Here is a 22,181-nt window from a genome sequence, read left to right as displayed (position 1 = left end):
GAATGGCTAAAGAATCAATGAAAGCCCGTGAGGTTAAAAGACAAAAATTAGTAGATAAGTATGCTGAAAAGCGCAAAGCTTTAAAAGAAGCTGGAGATTACGAGGCATTACAAAAGCTACCAAAAAATGCATCACCAGTACGTTTACACAACCGTTGTAAATTAACTGGAAGACCAAAAGGGTATATGAGACAATTTGGTATTTCACGTGTTACTTTCCGAGAAATGGCAAACCAAGGATTAATACCAGGAGTTAAAAAAGCTAGTTGGTAGAATTATAAATTGGTTTTAGGTTCAATACTTATTGAAAACCAAAACCGTAAATTATTAAAAAATGATTACAGATCCAATCGCAGATTATCTAACAAGAGTTAGAAATGCTATTATGGCAAATCACAGAGTTGTTGAAATTCCAGCATCTAACATTAAAAAAGAAATAACTAAGATTTTATTTGATCAAGGTTATATTTTAAGTTACAAGTTTGAAGACAACACTGTTCAAGGAACAATTAAGATTGCTTTAAAGTATGATAAAGTTTCAAAATCTTCAGTTATTAAGAAACTACAACGTGTAAGTACACCTGGTTTACGTAAATACGTAGGTGCAGATGAAATGCCTCGCGTATTAAATGGATTAGGTATTGCTATAATATCTACATCTAAAGGAGTTATGACAAACAAACAAGCTCGTGCTGAACACGTGGGTGGTGAAGTTTTATGTTACGTATATTAATAAAGAACTAAAGAAAGATGTCAAGAATAGGAAATAACCCAATAACTTTACCAGAAGGTGTTACATTTGAAGTAAAAGATAATGTAGTGACCATTAAAGGTAAATTGGGAGAGTTAACTCAAGAAATTACAGACGATATTACAGTTAAAACTGAAGACGGAACATTAGTTGTTGAACGCCCATCAGATAGTAAAACTCATAAGGCTAAACATGGTTTATACAGATCTTTACTAAGCAATATGATTATAGGTGTTTCTAAAGGATGGACTAAAGAGTTGGAACTTGTTGGTGTTGGATATAGAGCAAGTAACCAAGGTCAAGTATTAGATTTAGCCTTAGGTTTTTCACATAATATAGTTATAGATATAGCTCCAGAAGTTAAAGTTGAAACTGTATCAGAAAAAGGAAAAAATCCGTTAGTTAAACTAACTTCATTCGATAAGCAATTAGTTGGAGCGGTTGCGGCTAAGATTAGATCTTTCCGTAAACCAGAACCATACAAAGGAAAAGGAGTTAAGTTTGTAGGAGAAATATTAAGAAGAAAAGCAGGTAAATCTGCATAATAATTAAGATATTATGGCATTATCAAAGCTTGAAAGAAGAATTAGAATTAAGCATAGAATTAGAAAAATTGTATTTGGTACAACTACTAAACCTAGATTATCTGTGTTTAGAAGCAACAAAGAAATTTATGCTCAATTAGTAGATGATACAAAAGGTACTACAATTGTATCAGTATCATCAAGAGATAAAGATATCGAATCAACAGGTTCAAAATCAGATATTGCAAAAGCTGTAGGTAAATCTATTGCAGAAAAAGCAATTAAAAATGGTGTAGAGTCAGTTTCATTTGATAGAAATGGATTTTTGTATCACGGTAGAGTAAAAGCTCTAGCAGACGCTGCAAGAGAAGCAGGTTTAAAATTTTAGTAAATTATGTATCAAAAATACAAAAACGTAGAAAGAGTAAAACCTAGTGGGTTAGAACTACAAGATCATTTAGTTGGTGTACAAAGAGTTACTAAAGTAACTAAAGGAGGTAGAGCCTTTGGTTTTTCAGCTATTGTTGTAGTTGGAGATGGTAATGGAGTTGTTGGCCATGGATTAGGTAAATCTAAAGATGTCGCTTCAGCAATTGCAAAAGCAATTGAAGATGCAAAGAAAAATTTAGTTAGAATTCCAATTATTAACCAAACACTACCTCATGAACAAAAAGGTAAGTTTGGAGGAGCTAGAGTATATTTAAAACCAGCTTCACACGGTACAGGAGTTATAGCTGGTGGTGCGGTACGTGCGGTACTTGAGTCTGTGGGAGTACACGATGTACTTTCAAAGTCACAAGGTTCATCAAATCCACATAATGTTGTAAAAGCAACTTTTGATGCTTTATTGCAATTACGTAGTGCTAGTATGATTGCTCAAGAAAGAGGAATTTCTTTAGAAAAAGTATTTAAAGGATAAAAACAAGGAGTACGATGGCAAAAATAAAAGTAACACAAGTTAAAAGTAAAATTAGACGTCCTCAAAATCAAAAAAGAACTTTGGAGGCACTAGGTTTACGTAAGATGGGACAAGTAGTTGAGCATGAGGCGACTCCAACTATCCTTGGAATGGTAAATAAAGTTAAACACTTAGTTTCTTTTGAAGAAATTAAATAACATTTTATAAAGTAATGACATTAAATAACTTACAACCTGCAGAAGGATCAGTTAAAAATCAAGGCAAACGTGTTGGTAGAGGACAAGGTTCTGGTAAAGGAGGAACCGCTACAAGAGGTCATAAAGGAGCAAAATCTCGTTCTGGATACTCTAAAAAAGTAGGATTCGAAGGAGGCCAAATGCCTTTACAAAGACGTGTTCCTAAATTTGGTTTTACAAATATTAACCGTAAGGAATATGTAGGTGTAAATTTACATAAACTTCAAGAGTTAGTTGATAACAAAAAAATTGAAGATACTGTAACATTAGATGTTTTAGTAGAAAACCGTTTAGCACGTAGAAGTGACCTAGTGAAAATATTAGGTAATGGAGAGCTAAAAGCTAAATTGAATGTAACTGTTCATAAATTTACAGCTACAGCAAAAGCTGCAATTGAAAAAGCTGGTGGAACAGCTGAAACGTTATAATATAATTATAGATGAAAAAATTTATTCAAACCCTTAAAGACATTTGGACAATAGAAGAACTTAGAAATAAGATTTTATTGACACTTGGATTTATGACAATTTATCGTTTTGCTGCACAAGTACCATTACCTGGTATTGATATTACTGTTGCTCAAGCTGCATTACAAAATCAAACAAGTGGTGGTGGAATTTTAGGATTGTTAGATATGTTTACAGGAGGAGCTTTTGCTCAAGCATCTGTAGTAGCTTTAGGTATTATGCCTTACATATCTGCTTCTATTGTTGTTCAGCTAATGGGAATTGCTGTTCCATATTTGCAAAAATTACAAAAAGATGGTGAAAGTGGAAGGAAAAAAATCAATCAAATTACACGTTGGTTAACTATTGCTATTACGATGGTTCAAGGACCAGCTTATATTACAAATATTTACCAATTAATTCCTTCTTCAGCGTTCTACATTAGTGGAAGTATGTTTTGGATATCATCAATGGTAATTTTAACAGCTGGAACTATATTTGCAATGTGGTTAGGTGAAAAAATTACTGATAAAGGAATTGGAAATGGTATTTCATTGTTAATTATGATTGGTATTATTGCACGTTTCCCAAGTTCTTTTATTCAAGAAGCAGTTTCAAAAATTACAGCTTCTAACGGTGGTTTGATTATGATTTTGATTGAAGTAATAATGTGGTTTTTAGTAATACTTGTTTGTGTGTATTTAGTAACTGCAGTTCGAAGAATTGCTGTACAATATGCAAGAAAAACAGTAGCAGGTAACATAAAAAATGTTGCTTCTGGTGCAAGAGATTACATTCCATTAAAATTAAATTCATCTGGTGTAATGCCAATTATATTTGCACAAGCTATTATGTTTGCGCCAGCATTATTAGCAAGATCAGAAAATGATATGATTAAGTCTATTGGAATTGAATTTTCTAATATGTTTGGTTTATGGTATAATGTTTTATTTGCTTTGTTAATTATAATATTTAGTTATTTTTACACTGCAATTACAATACCAACCAATAAAATGGCTGATGACTTAAAGAGAAGCGGTGGTTTTATCCCTGGAATTAGACCAGGAAAAGATACAGCTGAAATGTTAGATAGAGTTTTATCTTTAATAACATTCCCAGGATCATTATTTTTAGCTGTAGTAGCCATACTACCTGCTATAGTTGTTAAATTTGGTTTAACACACTCTTGGGCTTTATTTTATGGAGGAACATCATTGTTAATTATGGTAGGAGTTGCAATTGATACCATTCAACAGATTAACTCTCATTTATTAAATCGTCACTATGATGGTTTAATGAAAAAAGGAACTAAAAGAAAATCAGTAGCATAATGGCAAAACAACCAGCAATACAACAAGACGGAACTATTACAGAAGCGTTATCTAACGCGATGTTTCGTGTAGAGTTGGAAAATGGACACATTGTAACAGCTCATATTTCAGGTAAAATGCGTATGCATTATATTAAATTATTACCAGGAGATAAAGTGAAGTTAGAAATGAGTCCGTACGATTTAACAAAAGCAAGAATTACTTACAGATATTAAAGGTAAAATCCGATGAAAGTTAGAGCATCAGTAAAAAAGAGAAGTGCCGAGTGCAAAATTGTGCGTAGAAAAGGCAGATTATATGTAATCAATAAAAAGAATCCTAGATTTAAACAAAGACAAGGATAGTTATGGCAAGAATAGCAGGTATTGATATTCCAAAAAACAAAAGAGGTGTTATTGCATTAACATATATTTTTGGAATAGGTAAAAGTAAAGCTAAAGAAATTTTAGCAACAGCAAAAGTTGACGAAAATACAAAAGTTCAAGATTGGACTGATCAAGAAATTCATGATATTCGTGAGGCTGTAGGTGAGTTAACAATTGAAGGTGAATTACGCTCTGAAATCCAATTGAGTATTAAACGTTTAATGGATATTGGTTGTTACAGAGGAATTCGTCATAGAACAGGATTACCTTTACGAGGTCAAAGAACCAAAAATAATTCTAGAACTAGAAAAGGTAAGCGTAAAACTGTAGCTAATAAGAAAAAAGCAACTAAATAATAACTAAATATTATGGCGAAAGCAAGTTCAAAAAAACGTAAAGTTATTGTTGAGGCAGTTGGTGAAGCACACATCACAGCTTCATTCAACAATATTATCATCTCACTTACAAATAAAAGAGGAGATGTTATTTCTTGGTCATCAGCTGGGAAAATGGGATTTAGAGGTTCAAAAAAGAATACACCATATGCTGCTCAATTAGCTGCTGAAGATTGTGCACGTGTTGCTCATGAAGCAGGAATGAGAAAAGTTAAAGTGTATGTGAAAGGACCAGGTAACGGTAGAGAATCTGCAATTAGATCAATTCATAATTTAGGAATTGAAGTTTCAGAAATCATCGATGTTACACCTATGCCACACAATGGTTGTAGACCTCCAAAAAGAAGAAGAGTATAATTAATTAAATTTTAACCGATAGGATTTTAGATTATCGAAGGATTAGCCTTAATTCATAATCCCTATCATTAACTATAAAAAATGGCAAGATATACAGGACCAAAAACTAAAATTGCTCGTAAATTTGGTGAAGCAATTTTTGGAGAAGATAAATCTTTTGAAAAAAGAAACTATCCTCCAGGACAACATGGAAATAATAGACGTAGAGGAAAAAAATCTGAATACGCAATTCAATTAGCAGAAAAGCAAAAAGCTAAATATACTTATGGTATATTAGAAAAACAATTCTCTAACATCTTCAAAAAAGCTTCTGCTTCAACTGGAGTAACAGGTGAAATTTTACTTCAATTATGTGAATCACGTTTAGATAATGTTGTTTATAGATTAGGAATTGCCCCAAGCCGAAGTGCTGCTCGTCAATTAGTATCACACAGACACATCACAGTTAATGGTGATTTAGTTAGCATACCATCATATACTTTAAGACCTGGTGATGTTGTAGCAGTAAGAGAAAAATCTAAATCATTAGTTGCTATTGAAGATTCTTTAGCTAACAGAAGTGATGTTTACGAATGGCTTACTTGGAATTCAGATACTAAACAAGGAAACTTTGTAAGTGTACCTGAAAGAATTCAAATTCCAGAAAACATTAAGGAACAATTAATCGTAGAGTTATACTCTAAATAATTTTAAAGATACCAATTCAATTATGGCAATTTTAAATTTTCAAAAGCCCGATAAAGTAATAATGATCGATTCTACCGATTTTAATGGTAGATTCGAATTCAGACCATTAGAACCAGGTTTTGGTTTAACTATTGGTAATGCTTTAAGAAGAGTGCTTTTATCTTCGTTAGAAGGTTTTGCAATAACATCACTTCGTATTGAAGGTATTGAACATGAATTTTCAACAATTAAAGGTGTTGTTGAAGATGTAACAGAAATTATTTTAAACCTAAAACAAGTTCGTTTTAAAAAGCAAATTGAAGATTCTGACAGAGAAACTGTTAATATTTCAATTTCAAATCAAGAGCAATTAACTGCTGGTGATTTACAAAAATACATTTCTGGTTTTCAAATATTAAATCACGATTTAGTTATATGCAATATGGAGAAGTCTGTGAACTTAGATTTCGAAATAACTATTGAAAAAGGAAGAGGATTTGTACCAGCTGAAGAAAATAAAAAATCGGGAGTAGCTTTAGGTACAATTTTTACAGACTCTATTTTTACACCAATTAAAAATGTAAAATACGCTGTTGAAAATTTCCGTGTTGAGCAAAAAACAGATTATGAAAAATTAGTTTTTGATATTACTACTGATGGATCAATTGCTCCAAAAGATGCCTTAACTGAAGCTGCAAAAATATTAATTCATCACTTTATGTTATTCTCTGATGAGCGTATTACTTTAGAAGCTGATGAAATTGCACAAACTGAAACTTATGATGAAGAATCATTGCATATGCGTCAGTTATTAAAAACAAAATTAGTGGATATGGATTTATCTGTTAGAGCACTAAATTGTTTAAAAGCAGCAGAGGTTGATACTTTAGGTGATTTAGTATCATTTAATAAAAACGATTTAATGAAGTTCCGTAATTTCGGTAAAAAATCTTTAACAGAATTAGACGAATTAGTTCATAATAAAGGTTTAAACTTTGGAATGGATTTGAGTAAATATAAATTAGATAAAGATTAATTTAAAACTTTTGTTTTAAATAAGATAAGATAAGAGATGAGACACGGAAAGAAATTTAATCACTTAGGAAGACAAACAGCGCATAGAAAAGCTATGTTAGCTAATATGGCTTGTTCATTAATTGAGCATAAGCGTATAAATACTACTGTTGCTAAAGCTAAAGCTTTACGTCAATTTGTAGAACCTTTAATTACAAAATCTAAAGGAGACACAACACATAACCGTAGAGTTGTATTTAGTTATTTAAGAAACAAATATGCAGTTACTGAATTGTTTAAAGAAGTTTCTGTAAAAGTAGCTGATAGACCAGGAGGATATGTTCGTATTATTAAATTAGGAAATCGTCAAGGTGATAATGCACCTATGGCAATGGTTGAACTGGTTGATTACAATACAACGTATAACCCTAACAGTAAGAAAAAGAAGAAAACAACACGTAGAGGTAAAGCTAAAAAGGCTGAAGCGGTTGTTGATACGGTTGAATCAACTGAAGATAAAAAAGAAGATAATTAATGTACATTCATTAAAAATATCGAAAAGGATAAACTACAAAATAGTTTATCCTTTTTTTATATGCTTATAGAAACTTAATATTTTACTAATAACTAAATAATAATATTTATTTTTTATATTATTTTTGCAAAAAATCATTTCAAAACAAACTATAAATGAAATACACACAGCGAAAAAAAGCAATCTTACTTTTAGCAGATGGGACTATTTTTGAAGGAAAATCAATAGGTATAGATGGTACTGCATTTGGTGAAATTTGTTACAATACTGGAATGACTGGGTATCAAGAAATATTTACTGACCCTTCTTATTTTGGGCAATTAATGTTAACTACAAATGCTCATATAGGAAATTATGGAGTAAATGAAAATGAAATTGAATCAGATTCCATTAAAATTTCAGGTTTAGTTTGTAAAAATTTTAGTTTTAATTATTCAAGAGACAATGCACAAGATTCTCTAGAAAATTATTTTATCAAACAAAATTTATTGGCTATTTCTGATATTGACACGCGTGCAGTTGTAAGGTATATTAGAGATAAAGGAGCGATGAATGCTGTTATTTCGACAGAAACTGATCTAGGAGTGCTAAAAGAGAAATTAAAGGCTATTCCTGACATGAATGGGCTGGAGTTAGCATCTAAAGTTTCAACCAAAGAACCTTACTTCTTTGGAGATGAAAATGCACCATTAAAGATTTCAGCTTTGGATATTGGAATTAAAAAAAATATTTTAAGAAATCTTGCTAATAGAGGTTGTTATATTAAGGTATTTCCTTATAATTCAACTTTTGAAGAAATGAATGCATTTCAACCTGATGGTTACTTTTTATCTAATGGACCTGGAGATCCAGAACCTTTAGTAGAGGCACAAAACTTAGCAAAAGAAATTATTAAAAATGACCTTCCTTTATTCGGAATTTGTTTAGGTCACCAAGTAATTGCATTGGCAAATGGTATTTCTACCTACAAAATGCATAATGGGCATAGAGGGATTAATCATCCAGTAAAAAATTTAATTACAGGCAAAGGAGAAATAACATCTCAAAACCATGGTTTTGTTGTTAAAAGAGAAGATGTTGAAAATCATAAAGATTTTGAAGTAACACATATCCATTTAAATGATGATACGCTAGCAGGAATGCGTATGAAAGATAAGAACTGTTTTTCAGTACAATACCATCCAGAAGCAAGCCCTGGGCCTCATGATTCATCGTACTTATTTGATCAGTTTATTGAAAATATTCAAAACTCAAAAAAATAAAAATAAAAGCCAATAATTATTTAATTATTGGCTTTTTTAATACGGTAAAAACGAAAACGTTATCGTATAAAAGTATAAATATAAAATACTTTTTAGCCTTAAATTCGTAACTTTGACTAAGAAAAATAACCTAATAAAAAACAATAAAATGAGTATAATTATAAGTGTTCATGCACGTCAAATATTTGATTCAAGAGGAAATCCTACAGTAGAAGTAGATGTAGTTACAGAAAATGGAGTTTTGGGAAGAGCAGCTGTGCCTTCGGGAGCTTCAACAGGAGAACATGAAGCAGTTGAATTAAGAGATGGAGGTAAAGATTATATGGGAAAAGGTGTTCTTAACGCTGTAAAAAATGTAAATCAGGTTATTGCTGAAGAACTTTTAGGAATTTCTGTATTTGAACAAAATTTAATTGACAATACAATGATTCAATTAGATGGTACTCATAATAAATCTAAGCTAGGTGCAAACGCAATTCTAGGAGTTTCATTAGCAGTTGCTAAAGCGGCAGCAAATGAATTAGAAATGCCTTTATATCGTTATGTTGGCGGTGTAAGCGCAAACACATTGCCAGTTCCAATGATGAATATTATTAATGGTGGTTCACATTCTGATGCTCCAATTGCATTCCAAGAATTTATGATTATGCCTGTAAAAGCTAAAGACTTTACAGAAGCAATCAAAATGGGTAGTGAAATTTTCCACAATTTAAAAAAATTAATTCACGATAGAGGTTTAAGTACTGCAGTAGGTGACGAAGGTGGTTTTGCTCCAACTTTTGATGGAACGGAAGATGCCATTGAAACAGTATTAAAAGCAATTGAAAATGCAGGATACAAACCAGGATCTGAAGTTAAATTAGCATTGGATTGTGCTTCTGCCGAATTTTATGTTGATGGTAAGTATGATTACACAAAATTTGAAGGAGATAAAGGTGTAATTAGAACTTCTGAAGAACAAGCAGACTATTTAGCTGAATTAGCTTCTAAGTACCCAATTATTTCTATTGAGGATGGTATGGATGAAAACGATTGGGAAGGATGGAAGTATTTAACTGAGAAAATTGGAGATAAGGTTCAATTAGTTGGTGATGATTTATTTGTTACTAATGTTGAAAGATTGTCTCGTGGAATTAAAAATGGAATTGCAAATTCAATTTTAATTAAAGTAAACCAAATAGGAACTTTAACAGAAACGATAGCCGCTGTAAATATGGCTCATAATGCAGGTTATACCTCTGTAATGTCACATCGTTCTGGAGAAACAGAAGACAACACCATTGCAGATTTAGCAGTAGCATTAAATACTGGCCAAATTAAAACTGGTTCAGCTTCACGTTCCGATAGAATGGCAAAATACAATCAATTATTAAGAATTGAAGAAGAGTTAGGGAGTGTAGCATATTATCCTCAAGAAAATGCTTTTAAGGTTTAGTAATTAAACTACCTAAATAATTAAAAAAAGTCGAGATTTTTCTCGACTTTTTTGCGTTTGTAACAATATATACATAATTAGCAAATGATTACTGTAATTTCTTTCAAAATCGCTTAAAAATCGTTAAATTCGCTACAAGAAAAATAATAGATTAATAACATATAATATACATATATAAGCTATGTCAAAAAAAGCGATTTTAGAAGTAGATGGTAAGAGATATGAGTTTCCAGTTTTAATAGGAACTGAAAATGAAATTGCCATAGACATAAAAGCATTAAGAGGTGTTACCAACGGCATAACCACTTTAGATCCAGGATTTAAAAATACAAGTTCTTGTGAGAGCGCTATTACTTTTTTAGATGGTGAAAAAGGAATTTTGCGTTACAGAGGCTATTCTATTGAAGAATTAGCAGATAAATCTGATTTTTTAGAAGTAGCTTATTTATTAATTTTTGGAGAACTTCCAACAGAGGAGCAAAAACTAAAATTTCATAGAGATATTCAAAAAACATCATTAGTTGATGAAGATATTAAGAAAATTTTAGATGGATTCCCTAAATCAGCGCATCCAATGGGGGTACTATCAGCATTAACAAGTGCTTTAACAGCTTTTAACCCAAAAAGTGTTAATGTTGAATCTGAAGAAGATATGTACCGAGCAATATGTAAAATTTTAGGCAAATTTCCTGTTTTAGTGGCCTGGGCATATAGAAAGGAAGAAGGGCTTCCATTAGCTTATGGAGATAATTCATTAGGATACGTTGAAAATTTCATTAAAATGATGTTTGAACTTCCTAATGAAGAATATAAAATGAACCCAGTGGTTGTAGATGCTTTAGATAAGTTGTTAATTTTACATGCAGATCACGAACAAAACTGTTCTACATCTACAGTAAGAGTTGTTGGTTCATCTCATGCAGGTTTATTTGCTTCAATCTCTGCAGGTATTTCTGCATTATGGGGCCCTTTACATGGAGGTGCTAACCAAGCGGTAATTGAAATGTTAGAGGCAATTAAAGAAGATGGAGGTGATTATCAAAAATACATCGCAAAAGCTAAAGATAAAAATGATCCTTTCCGTTTAATGGGATTTGGTCATAGAGTTTATAAAAACTTCGACCCACGTGCAAACATTATCAAAGTTGCTGCCGAAGAAGTTTTAGCAGATTTAGGAATTGATGATCCAGTTTTAGATATCGCACGAGGTTTGGCAAAAGAAGCACTAAGTGATGAGTATTTTAAATCTCGTAACTTATACCCAAATGTAGATTTTTATTCTGGAATTATTTACAGAGCGTTAGGAATACCTGTACCAATGTTTACAGCAATGTTTGCATTAGGAAGGCTACCTGGTTGGATTGCTCAATGGAAAGAAATGAGATTAAGAAAAGAACCAATTAGTAGACCAAGACAATTATATATTGGAGAAACTTTAAGACCTTTCAAATCTTTTGAAGAAAGGTAAAATACGTTAATTATAATATTTTAAAATATTGCCAAAACCTCATATTAATTTATGGGGTTTTATTATTTTTACACAAAAATATTATAAATATGATAAAACTTAATGTTCAAGATGAAACCTCACGTCTTAGAGCTGTAGTTTTAGGAACAGCAAAAAGTAATGGTCCTACACCTAAACTTGAAGAAGCTTACGATCCTAAATCAATAGAACATATAAAGGCTGGTACTTACCCTACAGAACAAGATATGATTTCAGAAATGGAAGCATTTAATAAAGTACTCGAAAAATACAATGTAAAAGTTTACAGACCTAATGTGATTAATAATTACAATCAAATTTTTTCAAGAGATATCGCTTTTGTAATTGATGATAAAATAGTTGTTTCTAACATTTTGCCAGATAGAGAACAAGAAATAGAAGCAATTAAGTATGTTTTAAATCAAATAGATCCAAGCAAAATAATTGAAGCATCTGATGATATTCATTTTGAAGGCGGTGACGTAATGTTATGGAATAACCACATTTTTATAGGCACTTATAAAGGCGCTGATTATAAAAATTATATTACAGCCCGTACAAATATGAAAGGAGTGCAATTTATAAAAGATCACTTTCCAAATAAAATTGTAAAAGAATTTGATTTAGTAAAGTCTAATACCAATGCCAAAGAAAATGCATTGCATTTAGATTGCTGCTTTCAGCCTGTGGGAAAAGATAAGGCTATTATACACAAAGAAGGCTTTAGAAATGAAGAAGATTATAATTATTTAGTGAAACTATTTGGGAAAGAAAACTTATTTCATATTACTAAAGATGAAATGTATCAAATGTTCTCTAATGTTTTTTCAATTTCTGATGAAGTAATTGTAACTGAACAAAACTTTACAAGATTAAACACTTGGTTAGAAAATCAAGGTTTTATAGTTGAAAAAATTCCATATGCCGAAATAGCCAAGCAAGAGGGTTTATTAAGATGCTCCACAATGCCTTTAATTAGAGAATAAACCATGAAACAAATTACAAATACCATTTTAATGGTTCGCCCAGTTTCATTCCGTATGAACGAGCAAACAGCAGTTAATAATTATTATCAAAAAGTATTAGAAAGTATCACCCCTGAAACGGTTCAAGCTAAAGCTTTAAAAGAGTTTGATGATTTTGTTGGAAAATTAAGATCCATCGGTGTACAAGTAGTGGTTGTACAAGATGAAAAAGAACCTGATACTCCAGACTCTATTTTTCCAAACAATTGGGTTTCATTTCATGAAAGCGGAGATGTAGCTTTATATCCTATGTTTGCTGAAAATAGAAGGTTAGAAAGGAGAGAAGATATCTTTGTAAAGCTTGAAGAGTTAGGGTTTATTATTGAAAATGTAGTGGATTATACAGCTGCTGAAGAAGAACATCTTTTTTTAGAAGGTACAGGAAGTTTATTATTAGATAGAATAAATGGAAAAGCTTATTGTGCATTGTCGCCACGAGCTGATGAAGATTTATTAATTGAATTTTGTGAGGATTTTGAATTTACACCAGTACTTTTTACTTCTTATCAAACAGTAAATAATAAACGTCTACCAATTTACCATACAAATGTAGTGATGTGTTTGGGAGAAAGTTTTTCAGTAATATGCTTAGATAGTATTGATGATAAAAAAGAACGTAAAAATGTAATTAAGCATTTAAAAGAAGATGGCAAAGATATTATTACTATTTCTGAAGATCAGGTAAATAATTTTGCTGGAAATATGTTGCAAGTTATAGGGAATAACGATGAGCGCTATGTAGTTATGTCAAATTCAGCCTATCAAAGTTTAAACAAACAGCAAATAACTCAACTTGAAAAACATGGTAAATTATTATACAGTTCATTAGATACTATTGAAGCTTGTGGAGGAGGAAGTGCCAGATGTATGATGGCGGAAGTTTTTTTACCTAAACAGAACTAATTCATCAAAAATTATTAATTTTAAGAATGCTTTCAAAAAAAACAAAATATGGATTAAAGGCATTAAGTTACTTGGCAAAGCAAGAGCAAAATGAACCTATTTTAATATCTGATATTTCTACTTCAGAAAATATTTCAAGAAAGTTTTTGGAAAGTATATTATTAACTCTCAAAAAAAACGGAATCTTGGCTTCCAAAAAAGGTAAAGGAGGAGGCTATTATTTATTAAAGAAACCTACCGAGATTAAAATTTCAACGGTTATTAGAGTTTTAGAAGGGCCAATTGCTATGTTACCTTGTGTTAGTTTAAACTACTATGAACGTTGTGATGATTGTACTAGTGAGGAAAAATGTAGTTTAAATAGGTTAATGGCTGATGTAAGAGATAGTACTTTAAAAATTTTAGAAAACAAGACTTTAGCAGACTTTCATTGTGGGTCTTAACATTTTAGTTTATAGCTTTTATAACTACCTAATAGAAAAATAAGGGATGTTTTTACTAAGTAAAACATCCCTTATTTTAAGCTTTAAATAAACAAATTGCAGTCTTCGCAACTCTTAATTTTACCGTAATAAGTTTCTCTATATTTATGTAAAGTTTGTATAGGTAAACCTAATAGGTGTTTTTTAATGTAAGTAACTTTAGTAGTTAGCCTTCCCATTTTTTTAGAATATCTGTTTTCTGTTTTACTCGTTCTTTTAATATATAATAGTTTCATAATTTTTTAAATGTAATTTTTGAATATTTATATTATAATATTCATAGATTGATAAAAATACTCTTGAATAAATAAGATAAGATGTTATGTTTGAAATGTTTTTGGATTTAAGCTAATGAAGATTAACTTAACTAAAAAGTTAGAACAATCCAGGAGGAATAAACTTCTCTGATTGTGTTCTGAAAACTAAAAAATTAAAAGAGAAAATTCGTTGATTTTTTTGTTCGTAGTGATAATATATCATATTGCAAATTTACAAGAATTTTGGAGAATAACCAATTTTAAGATGTTGAGTTTGTTAAAGCTCAAATTTCAATGCAAAAAAATAAACATAAAGTAGGGCTTAACTGAAAAAAAGAAGAGGCTGTAAAAACAGCCTCTTTGTAAATTATACCTTTTCTAAAATAGGGATTTTTATTTCAAAAAGTTCATTTTTTAAATGCTCTAAATCTTCTAATAAGGCATGTTTGTTTTCTGAAAATTTTGAAAATAATTGATGGTAATAATTGATACCATTATGCAAGTTATGTTGAAATGTTTTCAAATATTTTTCATTTTTTAACGTAAATGAATCTTTAAACTCTTCCACTTTGTTTGAAAAATAATTGACATACATTGCAAGTTCTTTTATAAACATATGTGGTCTATTGTTGGTGGCAATAATATTTGCTTTACCATAAATATGATGTACCATTTCTTTTAAGGTAACTTCTTTTGAAAAATAAGCCATATTTGGCCCTGGACAAATTGCAACACCTTGCGCTTCTCCTTTTTGCTCCATATCATATTCAATTAAAGCCGCATTGGATAAGCCTTCACATAAACATGCTTTAGTTGTAATTGCATCGCTCTTTTTTTTGTACTCTAGATTGCTTAAATTTTGAGTTTTTAATTCTTCTAACTTTATATTTTGATATTTTTTTGAAGCGGTACAAATTGGTTTTTTACTGTACTCCATGTTTGAAGCTAAAAACTTTTTAGGGCAAGAGCTACCAGGTTTATTTTTAGCAATTCGTTCATTTTTAAGAATTTCATTGGTATTTCCTTTTAAACTATTAAAGGGAACTCCTAATGGAGAAATATTGCTTAAATACAACTCTTTTTCTGTAGCTTTTTCTAAGGTTTTAATGGTTTCCTTATCCACGGTTGTTGCTTCTGGTACTAAAAGAAATGGAGATCCCCAACCAACAGAGTCTACGTTATAATTTTCTAATAAAAACTCATGTTCTTCAGAAGTTCCAACTCCTCCTTGAACTGTAATGTTAAGTTGCAAGGCTGTATTTGGAATTGTTTTGTTTTTACTTTTTAAAGCTTCAACTAAAACGGTGTAAATATCTTGTGCTAATGCTTTTTTATTATTTTTAAACTCCTCCAAAATGGGTCCCATTAAATATCCTTCTGAAGCAAAAGCATGACCTCCACAATTTAGCCCAGACTCAATTCTATATTCTGAAACCCATAGTCCTTTTTTAGCTAAAAACTTTCCTTGAATTAAAGCAGATCTATAATCACTAACTTTTAAAATAATTTTTTTCCTAATTGATCCTTCTTCAGAAGGGAAAAAGTCTTTAAAATTTTCAATATAGCTATAAAGTCTTGGGTTCATTCCTGCAGACAATACAATTGAGGATTCTAAATTACTATTCGCAAACCCTCTTAAAGCAGCATGAGCATCATTAAACTCAATTGGAAGCTGTTCATTTTTATGATAATTTGGTTTATCCAACTTCGTCATAATGTTAACATCTATACTTCCAGGCTTTAAATTGTTGTGAATCCAATTTTGTACATCTTCTTTAACCGTATTATTTTTAATAGTTTTAAAAAAGCTTTTCTTTATTTCAGAAAAATCAGGAAGCATTTCTATATACTTTTCTAGCTCACTACTTTTTTCCTCATAAGTGTTTTTAAGGTTTTCAAACTTATGTTTTACAATAGTATCAACAGTATTTAAGTAAGAGGTAATTCTCTTAGCTCTATAATCTTCTACTTTCATTGAAATTTCTTTATAAGGAATTTCAAATTTTTTAGAATAGTATTCATTCATTTTTTCAATAATTACATCATCTACAATTGAAATAACTGATGAAATACCATATTTTGCAATTTTAATAGGACTGTCTATTGTAAAAGCAAGCCCCATTACTGGTATATGAAATGTATGAGGATTGTTTTTATGTTGCATGTTATTATGTTTTTACGTTAACTGGCAAAAGTATAGAACTTAGATTTATTAAGTATGACGGTTGTCATATTTTAAGTCATTTTGCAAACTTTATTTAAAGTTTTAACATAAGTTTTTGAATAAAAAAAGCCAGCTCACACAAGTTGAACTGGCTTCCCAATTTAATATATAAACTGGAGTTAGCTTCTTGATACACTTCCACCTGAAGAGGTGTTTTTATTAATATCGGTAGGATTTCCTTCATAATCAATGTCTCCACCGCTACTTGCTTTTGCTGTAAGTTTTTCAGTTACATTAATATCAATGTTGGCTCCACTGCTAGCATTTGCGTAGGCAACTTCTGCAACTAATTCATCAGCATCTATGGAGCTTCCACTACTTGCTCTTGCTGAAAAAGTATTTGTTTTACCAAATAAATCCATATTTGCTCCACTTGAGGTTTCACTAGTAACATCATCTGCATTTACATGAATTTTTATAGAGCTACCACTGCTAGAGTCTAAATCTAATGTTTGAACGTTTAAAGTGTTTTCAGATTTAACTGAAGCTCCGCTGGAGGTGTATATTCCTGAAATTTGTTTGGCAGTTAAGTATACATTACGTGCTTTTGCTCTGTACACATTTTTTTCAAAATAAACTTTTAATTCATTGTTTTTAACTTCTGTAATTAATAAATCTATAATGTTTTCATCAGCTTCTACAGATAAATCTGTTTTACTTCCTTGAGTTAAATATAAATTGATGCCTTGTTGAACTTTTATAGTTTCAAAATTAGAACTGATTTTTCTATCTTCAGACTGAACATTTCCATTACCTTTAATTCCATTAAATCCATCAATAAAGCAAGATGTTGTGGTAATTAAAAGAATAAATATTGCTGTAAGTTTAGTTAATGTTTTCATATTATAGTTTTTTAAGTTGTGTCAAAAGTATCTTTTAATGTTTTAAAGCTAAAAAGGAATTGGATGAATTGTATTTTTTTTAGTTTGAATTGTGATTATTTAATGATTACTCCATTTTGATTGATATTTACTTCTGCATCATTTTCACCATCATTAATTTTAAGCTCTACACCATTATTGTCGATATTTAATTTAAAATGTTCGTTATTTTTTTTATAATCATCTCCAAAAATACTTTCATCACAGTCTAAACATTCTAAACCATCTTCTGTCATTTTATAAAAGTGTTTTGGCATATCTCTATCATGAACATTTTGAATATTATCAACATCATCTAAATAAGTTCTTGTTGAGTGATCTAAGTATATTACAGAGTTTATAGGCAAATACACATCAATATTTATTAACTGATCTTTAAATCTATTTTTCATGTTAGATAAAAAGTAACCATTTAGCAATAAATTTTTATCATTTAAATTGAATTGATACTCAATAGCTTCAGCATCATTGTTGGCATTTAACCTATTTTTTCCTTCAGATTCTTTTCTAATTTTAACAAAGGCATTTAGTTTATCAGTTGCTTTAATGTCTAAATTAATTCTGGTTGAATATAGTTTTTGAACATCATTATCGTAAACAGTTTCTACATCATATCTTCTTCTCAATTCACTTCTATTAGATAAATTTTCATCACCAACCATTTTAATTTTAAGGGTATCGTTTTCAACAATTGTTAGTTCTTCTGTTTGCCTATGTACACCTTCAAAAGCAGTTTGTGTTGCAAAGTTAATTCCTGCAAAACCAAGTCCTAAAAGTGAAATAATCCATATACCTAATAAAGAAAGCTTTGTGGTAGTACTAAAAGATTTAACATTGCTAGAAAGTATTTTTAAGCCTAGCATAAATAATACTACAAATGGAATTCCAATGGCTATAAAAGTAAAAAGTATTAATAACCAAGATGGTATTACAGAATCGAAAAAGAAAGGAGGGTAGTTCACATAATCATTACCAAACCCTAGTATTTCAAAACTTCCAATAGAAAATGCTCCAATAATTAATCCAATTAATGTGGATGCCGCAATAAAGATTAATAAAGCACCAATAAATTTTCCGAAAATATTAAAAATAGCGACTATAATTTTTCCAATAGTATCTACTATTTCATTAAAACCAGATTTGGCTTTGCTTTCTACGTTTTTTTTAAATTCAGAACTTTTAACCTTTTCAGTAGCTTGATTAACTCCTTCTTTTACTTTTGAAGAAACATCTTGAAATTCTTCTCTAATTTTTTTTTCAATATTGCTAATGTTTACTGGTTCACCTTTCATTTGAAGTTTTTCTGCTGTGGTTTCGGCTACTGGAATTAAAATCCATAATAAGAAATACACTAAAAATCCTACACCAAACCCGAAAGCTAAAACCAGCCATATAATACGCATCCAAATGGCTTCCATTCCAATATAATGCGCTAAACCAGAACAAACACCACCTAAAAATTTATCATCTCCATCTCTAAATAGTTTTTTGTTCGATTTTCTTGGTCTATATGTTGGTTCATCCTCAAAAATTTCTTCGTCTACTAAATAATCTTCAGGTTTCCCCATTATTTTAGTAATCTCGTCAATGTCGTTTTCATTAACAACTTGACGCTCGTCTTTTACTCTTTCAGAAAGCAATTCTCCAATTCTATGCTCAATGTCATTTAAAATTTCATCTCTACCTTGAGGATCGTCACTTAAAGATCTTCTTATTGCATCTAAATACAGTTTCAGTTTTTGATAAGCTAGTTCATCAATATGAAAAAAGATGCCTCCTAAATTTATATTTATTGTTTTGTTCATTTTTCTGTTGGTTTATTGGTAGTTACTAAGTTTACTGCTTCTACAAGTTCACTCCAAGTTGTATTTAATTCTTTTAAAAATAATTTACCTGTTTCTGTTAAGGCATAATATTTTCTTGGGGGTCCTGATGTTGATTCCTCCCAGCGATAGCCGAGTAAACCAGCATTTTTTAATCTAGTTAATAATGGGTACACAGTTCCCTCAACAACTAGTAATTTTGCATCTTTTAGCTGCGATAAAATTTCAGAAGTATAAGCGTCTCCATGTTGTAAAATGGAAAGTATACAGAATTCTAAAACCCCTTTTCGCATTTGTGCTTTTGTGTTTTCTATCTTCATAAGTTGAGATTTTTTTATTGGGTGAATATCGAACTATTTTATAAATTGAATAGTTAAGGGATATTTATAATATTCATTGTTATTTACTTTTAAAGCTGCTTGAATAATTAAAACAAATCTTACAATACCTAATATTACGACTACCGAAATGCCACCAAAAATTCCGAAAAAATTTGGAAAATGGAAAAATGAGGTAGAGAATATACTTAAGCCTAAAATAAATGTGTATAGTAAAAAGCTTAAATTAAAATTTACGGCTTCTCTTCCTTGTTCATCTATATATGCACTTTCATCTTTTTTAACTTGCCAAAAAATTAAAGGTGCAATAACGCCTCCTAATGGAAAAAAATAACTTGCAAATGCTGAAATGTGAATTAAAAATGCACTGCTACTTTCATTTTTTGAGTTCATAATTGTGTAATCGTTTAGTTTCTTATGCAAATATATGGATAAAAAATAGTATTATGCAAAACATAGTACTGTATTTTAACTTTTTTTTAACAAAATAAATAATTTTTAAGTTTATTAATTTTAGTTAACTTGTTCAAAAATTAATAGTACATGTAAATGGAAGTAACTGTAAAAAAAATGAATAGATTTTTAATGTTTAAACTCCCTTCAGCTTTTTTATGTGGAGTTAAACTTAAAGAATTAGAATTAACAAAAGCAGTTGTAACTGTTACTTATAGGTGGATTAACCAAAATCCATTTAAATCTATGTATTTTGCAGTGCAATCAATGGCTGCTGAACTTTCTACAGGAGCTTTAGTAATTAAAAAAATAAGAGAAAGTGGAAAGCCAATATCTATGTTGGTTACTAATCATTCAGGAAAATTTACAAAAAAAGCCGTTGGGAAAATTACATTTACTTGTATGGATGGAGAGGCAATTGAAAAAGCTTTAACGAAAACTATTGAAACAGGTGAAGGGCAAACTATTTTAATGAAATCAATTGGCATTGATGAAAGTGGAGAACAAGTTTCATTATATGAATTTGAGTGGAGTGTAAAGCTTAAACAAAAAAGTTTAAACAAATAAAGATCTTTATTTAAATAATTAAAAACATACTATAATGAATGCACATGAAATAGATTATCATATTCATGGAGAAGAAATGCAATATGTAGAAATAGAGTTAGATCCACAAGAAGGAGTGGTGGCAGAATCAGGTAGTTTTATGATGATGGGTGATAGTGTAAAAATGGATACTATTTTTGGGGATGGCTCTAATCAAAATGAAGGAGTTTTAGGTAAATTATTTTCAGCAGGGAAAAGGTTGCTTACTGGAGAAAGTTTATTTATGACCGTTTTTTCTAATGTTGGTATTGGGAAGAAAAAAGTGTCTTTCGCAGCTCCATATCCAGGTCAAATAATACCCATAGATTTAAGTGAATTAGGTGGTAAGTTTATTTGCCAAAAAGATTCATTTTTATGCGCTGCAAAAGGTGTTTCGGTAGGCATTGAATTTTCAAAAAGATTGGGCAGAGGTTTATTTGGAGGAGAAGGATTTATTATGCAAAAATTGGAAGGTGATGGAATGACTTTTGTTCATGCAGGTGGAAATATGAGTAAAAAAATACTTCAATCAGGTGAAATTTTAAAAGTAGATACAGGTTGTGTGGTTGGATTTACAAAGGATGTAGATTATGATATAGAATTTGTTGGTGGAATTAAAAATACAGTTTTTGGGGGTGAAGGTTTATTTTTTGCTACTTTAAAAGGGCCAGGGACTGTTTACATACAATCGTTACCTTTTAGTAGGTTGGCTGGAAGAGTTTTAGCTTTAGCACCTCAAACTGGTGGAAAAACTAGGGGAGAAGGTAGTTTATTAGGTGGAATTGGAAATATATTAGATGGAGATAATAGAATTTAAAAAAAAACCGAAGCCTAGGCTTCGGTTTTTTTTAAACTTCTAAAGTTTCTAACTCTTTATAGTTTTTATTTAATTTCCTTAGCAAAATTCCATAAACAAATTTGTAATACAACCATAATAAACCTATCATAATTAACAAACCTACAATTTGAGCAATCAACATAATGTAGAAAAATTTAGTTTCATTAATTTCTAGATGTTTTGGGTTCATAACTTCATTTAAAAGAGTCGAATCAGAAAACATAATAATGTTGACAATGATTGATAAAATAACAGTCATTATAATATTGTAATATACATAGTAATTGACGGTTTTACGAGTTTTAATAATTTTTTTCATTAATAAACTCGTAGAATCTATAACGCAAATAGAATTATAGTTTTTATAAAACAAATAAATAAAAACGACAACAACTGCATAATGTAAAATATTAGATATTTTTAAAAATGCTTTTACATGCAATTTTTCATAAATTGTAAAAAAGCTTTCTGGAATTAATAAATTTATAAATCCCCAAAATAAAAATTCGGCAATACAAATAACAAAAATCCACTTTACAATTGAAGATGATTTTTTATGGATTATTTTATAAATCTCGTTATATGATAATTTTGGATAGGAGCTCTCCTGCTTTTTCCAGTCTTTTTTTAATAAATCTAACTCATCCATTT

30 protein-coding genes are annotated in these 22,181 nt (G+C 30.2%); 23 read left to right on the top strand and 7 right to left on the bottom strand.

All coding sequences use genetic code 11. The features are described from left to right. Positions 1-2 precede the first annotated feature (2 nt). From rpsN to ACFQZW_RS03165, 21 genes are all read left to right on the top strand, one after another. Positions 3-272 (top strand): 30S ribosomal protein S14, encoded by a 270-nt coding sequence (gene rpsN / locus ACFQZW_RS03265; protein ID WP_090122290.1) that lies wholly within the window; start codon positions 3-5, stop codon positions 270-272. A gap of 61 nt (positions 273-333) precedes the next feature. Beyond that, on the top strand, positions 334-732 hold the full coding sequence (gene rpsH / locus ACFQZW_RS03260; RefSeq protein WP_298264386.1) for a 30S ribosomal protein S8: 399 nt from the start codon (positions 334-336) through the stop codon (positions 730-732). Positions 733-749: 17 nt separating this feature from the next. After that, positions 750-1,295 (top strand): 50S ribosomal protein L6, encoded by a 546-nt coding sequence (gene rplF, locus ACFQZW_RS03255; RefSeq protein WP_298285656.1) that lies wholly within the window; start codon positions 750-752, stop codon positions 1,293-1,295. Positions 1,296-1,308: 13 nt separating this feature from the next. After that, positions 1,309-1,662, top strand: coding sequence for a 50S ribosomal protein L18 (gene rplR / locus ACFQZW_RS03250; protein ID WP_298264389.1), 354 nt, complete (start codon positions 1,309-1,311; stop codon positions 1,660-1,662). A gap of 6 nt (positions 1,663-1,668) precedes the next feature. Then, the gene (rpsE, locus tag ACFQZW_RS03245) at positions 1,669-2,193 is read left to right on the top strand and encodes a 30S ribosomal protein S5 (protein ID WP_298264391.1); all 525 of its coding nucleotides are present in this window, start codon (positions 1,669-1,671) and stop codon (positions 2,191-2,193) included. 14 nt (positions 2,194-2,207) lie between these two features. Then, positions 2,208-2,390, top strand: a complete 183-nt coding sequence (gene rpmD / locus ACFQZW_RS03240) for a 50S ribosomal protein L30 (protein WP_298264393.1) — start codon at positions 2,208-2,210, stop codon at positions 2,388-2,390. A 14-nt stretch (positions 2,391-2,404) separates the two neighbouring features. Beyond that, entirely contained in the window at positions 2,405-2,857 is a 453-nt protein-coding gene (gene rplO, locus ACFQZW_RS03235) for a 50S ribosomal protein L15 (RefSeq protein WP_298264394.1), read from the top strand. Between the two features lie 11 nt (positions 2,858-2,868). After that, positions 2,869-4,206, top strand: a complete 1,338-nt coding sequence (gene secY / locus ACFQZW_RS03230; protein ID WP_298264396.1) for a preprotein translocase subunit SecY — start codon at positions 2,869-2,871, stop codon at positions 4,204-4,206. Beyond that, the gene (infA, locus tag ACFQZW_RS03225) at positions 4,206-4,421 is read left to right on the top strand and encodes a translation initiation factor IF-1 (protein WP_068206835.1); all 216 of its coding nucleotides are present in this window, start codon (positions 4,206-4,208) and stop codon (positions 4,419-4,421) included. The genes secY and infA overlap by 1 nt, the downstream gene beginning before the upstream one ends. Before the next feature lie 12 nt (positions 4,422-4,433). Continuing rightward, a complete protein-coding gene (gene ykgO, locus ACFQZW_RS03220; RefSeq protein ID WP_073370549.1) occupies positions 4,434-4,550 on the top strand; it encodes a type B 50S ribosomal protein L36 in 117 nt (38 codons plus the stop codon). A gap of 2 nt (positions 4,551-4,552) precedes the next feature. Next, positions 4,553-4,927 (top strand): 30S ribosomal protein S13, encoded by a 375-nt coding sequence (rpsM, locus tag ACFQZW_RS03215; protein WP_298264398.1) that lies wholly within the window; start codon positions 4,553-4,555, stop codon positions 4,925-4,927. Between the two features lie 12 nt (positions 4,928-4,939). Continuing rightward, positions 4,940-5,323, top strand: coding sequence for a 30S ribosomal protein S11 (gene rpsK, locus ACFQZW_RS03210; RefSeq protein WP_298264400.1), 384 nt, complete (start codon positions 4,940-4,942; stop codon positions 5,321-5,323). Positions 5,324-5,404: 81 nt separating this feature from the next. Beyond that, positions 5,405-6,010 (top strand): 30S ribosomal protein S4, encoded by a 606-nt coding sequence (rpsD, locus tag ACFQZW_RS03205; RefSeq protein ID WP_298264402.1) that lies wholly within the window; start codon positions 5,405-5,407, stop codon positions 6,008-6,010. Between the two features lie 22 nt (positions 6,011-6,032). Continuing rightward, positions 6,033-7,025: a DNA-directed RNA polymerase subunit alpha gene (locus ACFQZW_RS03200; protein ID WP_298264404.1), complete on the top strand. Its 993-nt coding sequence runs from the start codon at positions 6,033-6,035 to the stop codon at positions 7,023-7,025. Positions 7,026-7,061: 36 nt separating this feature from the next. Continuing rightward, on the top strand, positions 7,062-7,538 hold the full coding sequence (rplQ, locus tag ACFQZW_RS03195) for a 50S ribosomal protein L17 (protein ID WP_298264405.1): 477 nt from the start codon (positions 7,062-7,064) through the stop codon (positions 7,536-7,538). A 155-nt stretch (positions 7,539-7,693) separates the two neighbouring features. Continuing rightward, positions 7,694-8,800, top strand: coding sequence for a glutamine-hydrolyzing carbamoyl-phosphate synthase small subunit (gene carA, locus ACFQZW_RS03190; protein WP_298264407.1), 1,107 nt, complete (start codon positions 7,694-7,696; stop codon positions 8,798-8,800). Between the two features lie 148 nt (positions 8,801-8,948). Further along, positions 8,949-10,235 carry a phosphopyruvate hydratase gene (gene eno, locus ACFQZW_RS03185; protein ID WP_298264408.1) on the top strand — a complete coding sequence of 429 codons (1,287 nt, stop codon included), beginning with the start codon at positions 8,949-8,951 and terminating at the stop codon, positions 10,233-10,235. A gap of 181 nt (positions 10,236-10,416) precedes the next feature. After that, positions 10,417-11,703, top strand: a complete 1,287-nt coding sequence (locus ACFQZW_RS03180; protein WP_298264410.1) for a citrate synthase — start codon at positions 10,417-10,419, stop codon at positions 11,701-11,703. Positions 11,704-11,792: 89 nt separating this feature from the next. Further along, positions 11,793-12,707 carry a dimethylarginine dimethylaminohydrolase family protein gene (locus tag ACFQZW_RS03175; RefSeq protein WP_298285641.1) on the top strand — a complete coding sequence of 305 codons (915 nt, stop codon included), beginning with the start codon at positions 11,793-11,795 and terminating at the stop codon, positions 12,705-12,707. A 3-nt stretch (positions 12,708-12,710) separates the two neighbouring features. Then, positions 12,711-13,649 carry a citrulline utilization hydrolase CtlX gene (gene ctlX, locus ACFQZW_RS03170; protein WP_298264412.1) on the top strand — a complete coding sequence of 313 codons (939 nt, stop codon included), beginning with the start codon at positions 12,711-12,713 and terminating at the stop codon, positions 13,647-13,649. A gap of 26 nt (positions 13,650-13,675) precedes the next feature. Further along, the gene (locus ACFQZW_RS03165) at positions 13,676-14,092 is read left to right on the top strand and encodes an RrF2 family transcriptional regulator (RefSeq protein WP_298264413.1); all 417 of its coding nucleotides are present in this window, start codon (positions 13,676-13,678) and stop codon (positions 14,090-14,092) included. Between the two features lie 83 nt (positions 14,093-14,175). Here ACFQZW_RS03165 and ACFQZW_RS03160 read toward each other — a convergent pair whose 3' ends face one another. The 6 genes from ACFQZW_RS03160 to ACFQZW_RS03135 all read right to left on the bottom strand — a co-directional run bounded on the left by ACFQZW_RS03160 (position 14,176) and on the right by ACFQZW_RS03135 (position 20,047). Next, the gene (locus ACFQZW_RS03160; protein ID WP_298264414.1) at positions 14,176-14,367 is read right to left on the bottom strand and encodes a hypothetical protein; all 192 of its coding nucleotides are present in this window, start codon (positions 14,365-14,367) and stop codon (positions 14,176-14,178) included. A 388-nt stretch (positions 14,368-14,755) separates the two neighbouring features. Then, positions 14,756-16,552 carry a hypothetical protein gene (locus ACFQZW_RS03155; protein ID WP_372801085.1) on the bottom strand — a complete coding sequence of 599 codons (1,797 nt, stop codon included), beginning with the start codon at positions 16,550-16,552 and terminating at the stop codon, positions 14,756-14,758. Positions 16,553-16,731: 179 nt separating this feature from the next. Further along, positions 16,732-17,454 (bottom strand): head GIN domain-containing protein, encoded by a 723-nt coding sequence (locus tag ACFQZW_RS03150; protein WP_298264416.1) that lies wholly within the window; start codon positions 17,452-17,454, stop codon positions 16,732-16,734. 95 nt (positions 17,455-17,549) lie between these two features. Further along, positions 17,550-19,298, bottom strand: a complete 1,749-nt coding sequence (locus ACFQZW_RS03145) for a PspC domain-containing protein (RefSeq protein WP_298264418.1) — start codon at positions 19,296-19,298, stop codon at positions 17,550-17,552. Then, the gene (locus ACFQZW_RS03140) at positions 19,295-19,636 is read right to left on the bottom strand and encodes a PadR family transcriptional regulator (RefSeq protein WP_298264419.1); all 342 of its coding nucleotides are present in this window, start codon (positions 19,634-19,636) and stop codon (positions 19,295-19,297) included. Before ACFQZW_RS03140 ends, ACFQZW_RS03145 begins: the two co-directional genes overlap by 4 nt. 33 nt (positions 19,637-19,669) lie before the next feature. Next, positions 19,670-20,047, bottom strand: a complete 378-nt coding sequence (locus ACFQZW_RS03135) for a DUF4870 domain-containing protein (RefSeq protein WP_386781455.1) — start codon at positions 20,045-20,047, stop codon at positions 19,670-19,672. A 156-nt stretch (positions 20,048-20,203) separates the two neighbouring features. Here ACFQZW_RS03135 and ACFQZW_RS03130 point away from each other — a divergent pair, with 156 nt between their 5' ends. After that, on the top strand, positions 20,204-20,674 hold the full coding sequence (locus ACFQZW_RS03130) for a DUF4442 domain-containing protein (protein ID WP_298264421.1): 471 nt from the start codon (positions 20,204-20,206) through the stop codon (positions 20,672-20,674). 34 nt (positions 20,675-20,708) lie between these two features. After that, entirely contained in the window at positions 20,709-21,509 is an 801-nt protein-coding gene (locus tag ACFQZW_RS03125; RefSeq protein ID WP_298285632.1) for a TIGR00266 family protein, read from the top strand. Positions 21,510-21,540: 31 nt separating this feature from the next. Here the strand turns inward: ACFQZW_RS03125 and ACFQZW_RS03120 are convergent, their stop codons facing one another. Continuing rightward, positions 21,541-22,179 carry a hypothetical protein gene (locus ACFQZW_RS03120; protein WP_298264423.1) on the bottom strand — a complete coding sequence of 213 codons (639 nt, stop codon included), beginning with the start codon at positions 22,177-22,179 and terminating at the stop codon, positions 21,541-21,543. Between the last annotated feature and the right edge of the window lie 2 nt (positions 22,180-22,181).

This window comes from Lutibacter aestuarii (assembly GCF_042676885.1).
Taxonomy (GTDB): Bacteria; Bacteroidota; Bacteroidia; order Flavobacteriales; family Flavobacteriaceae; genus Lutibacter; species Lutibacter aestuarii.
This window is presented reverse-complemented; position numbering and strand designations above follow the sequence as displayed.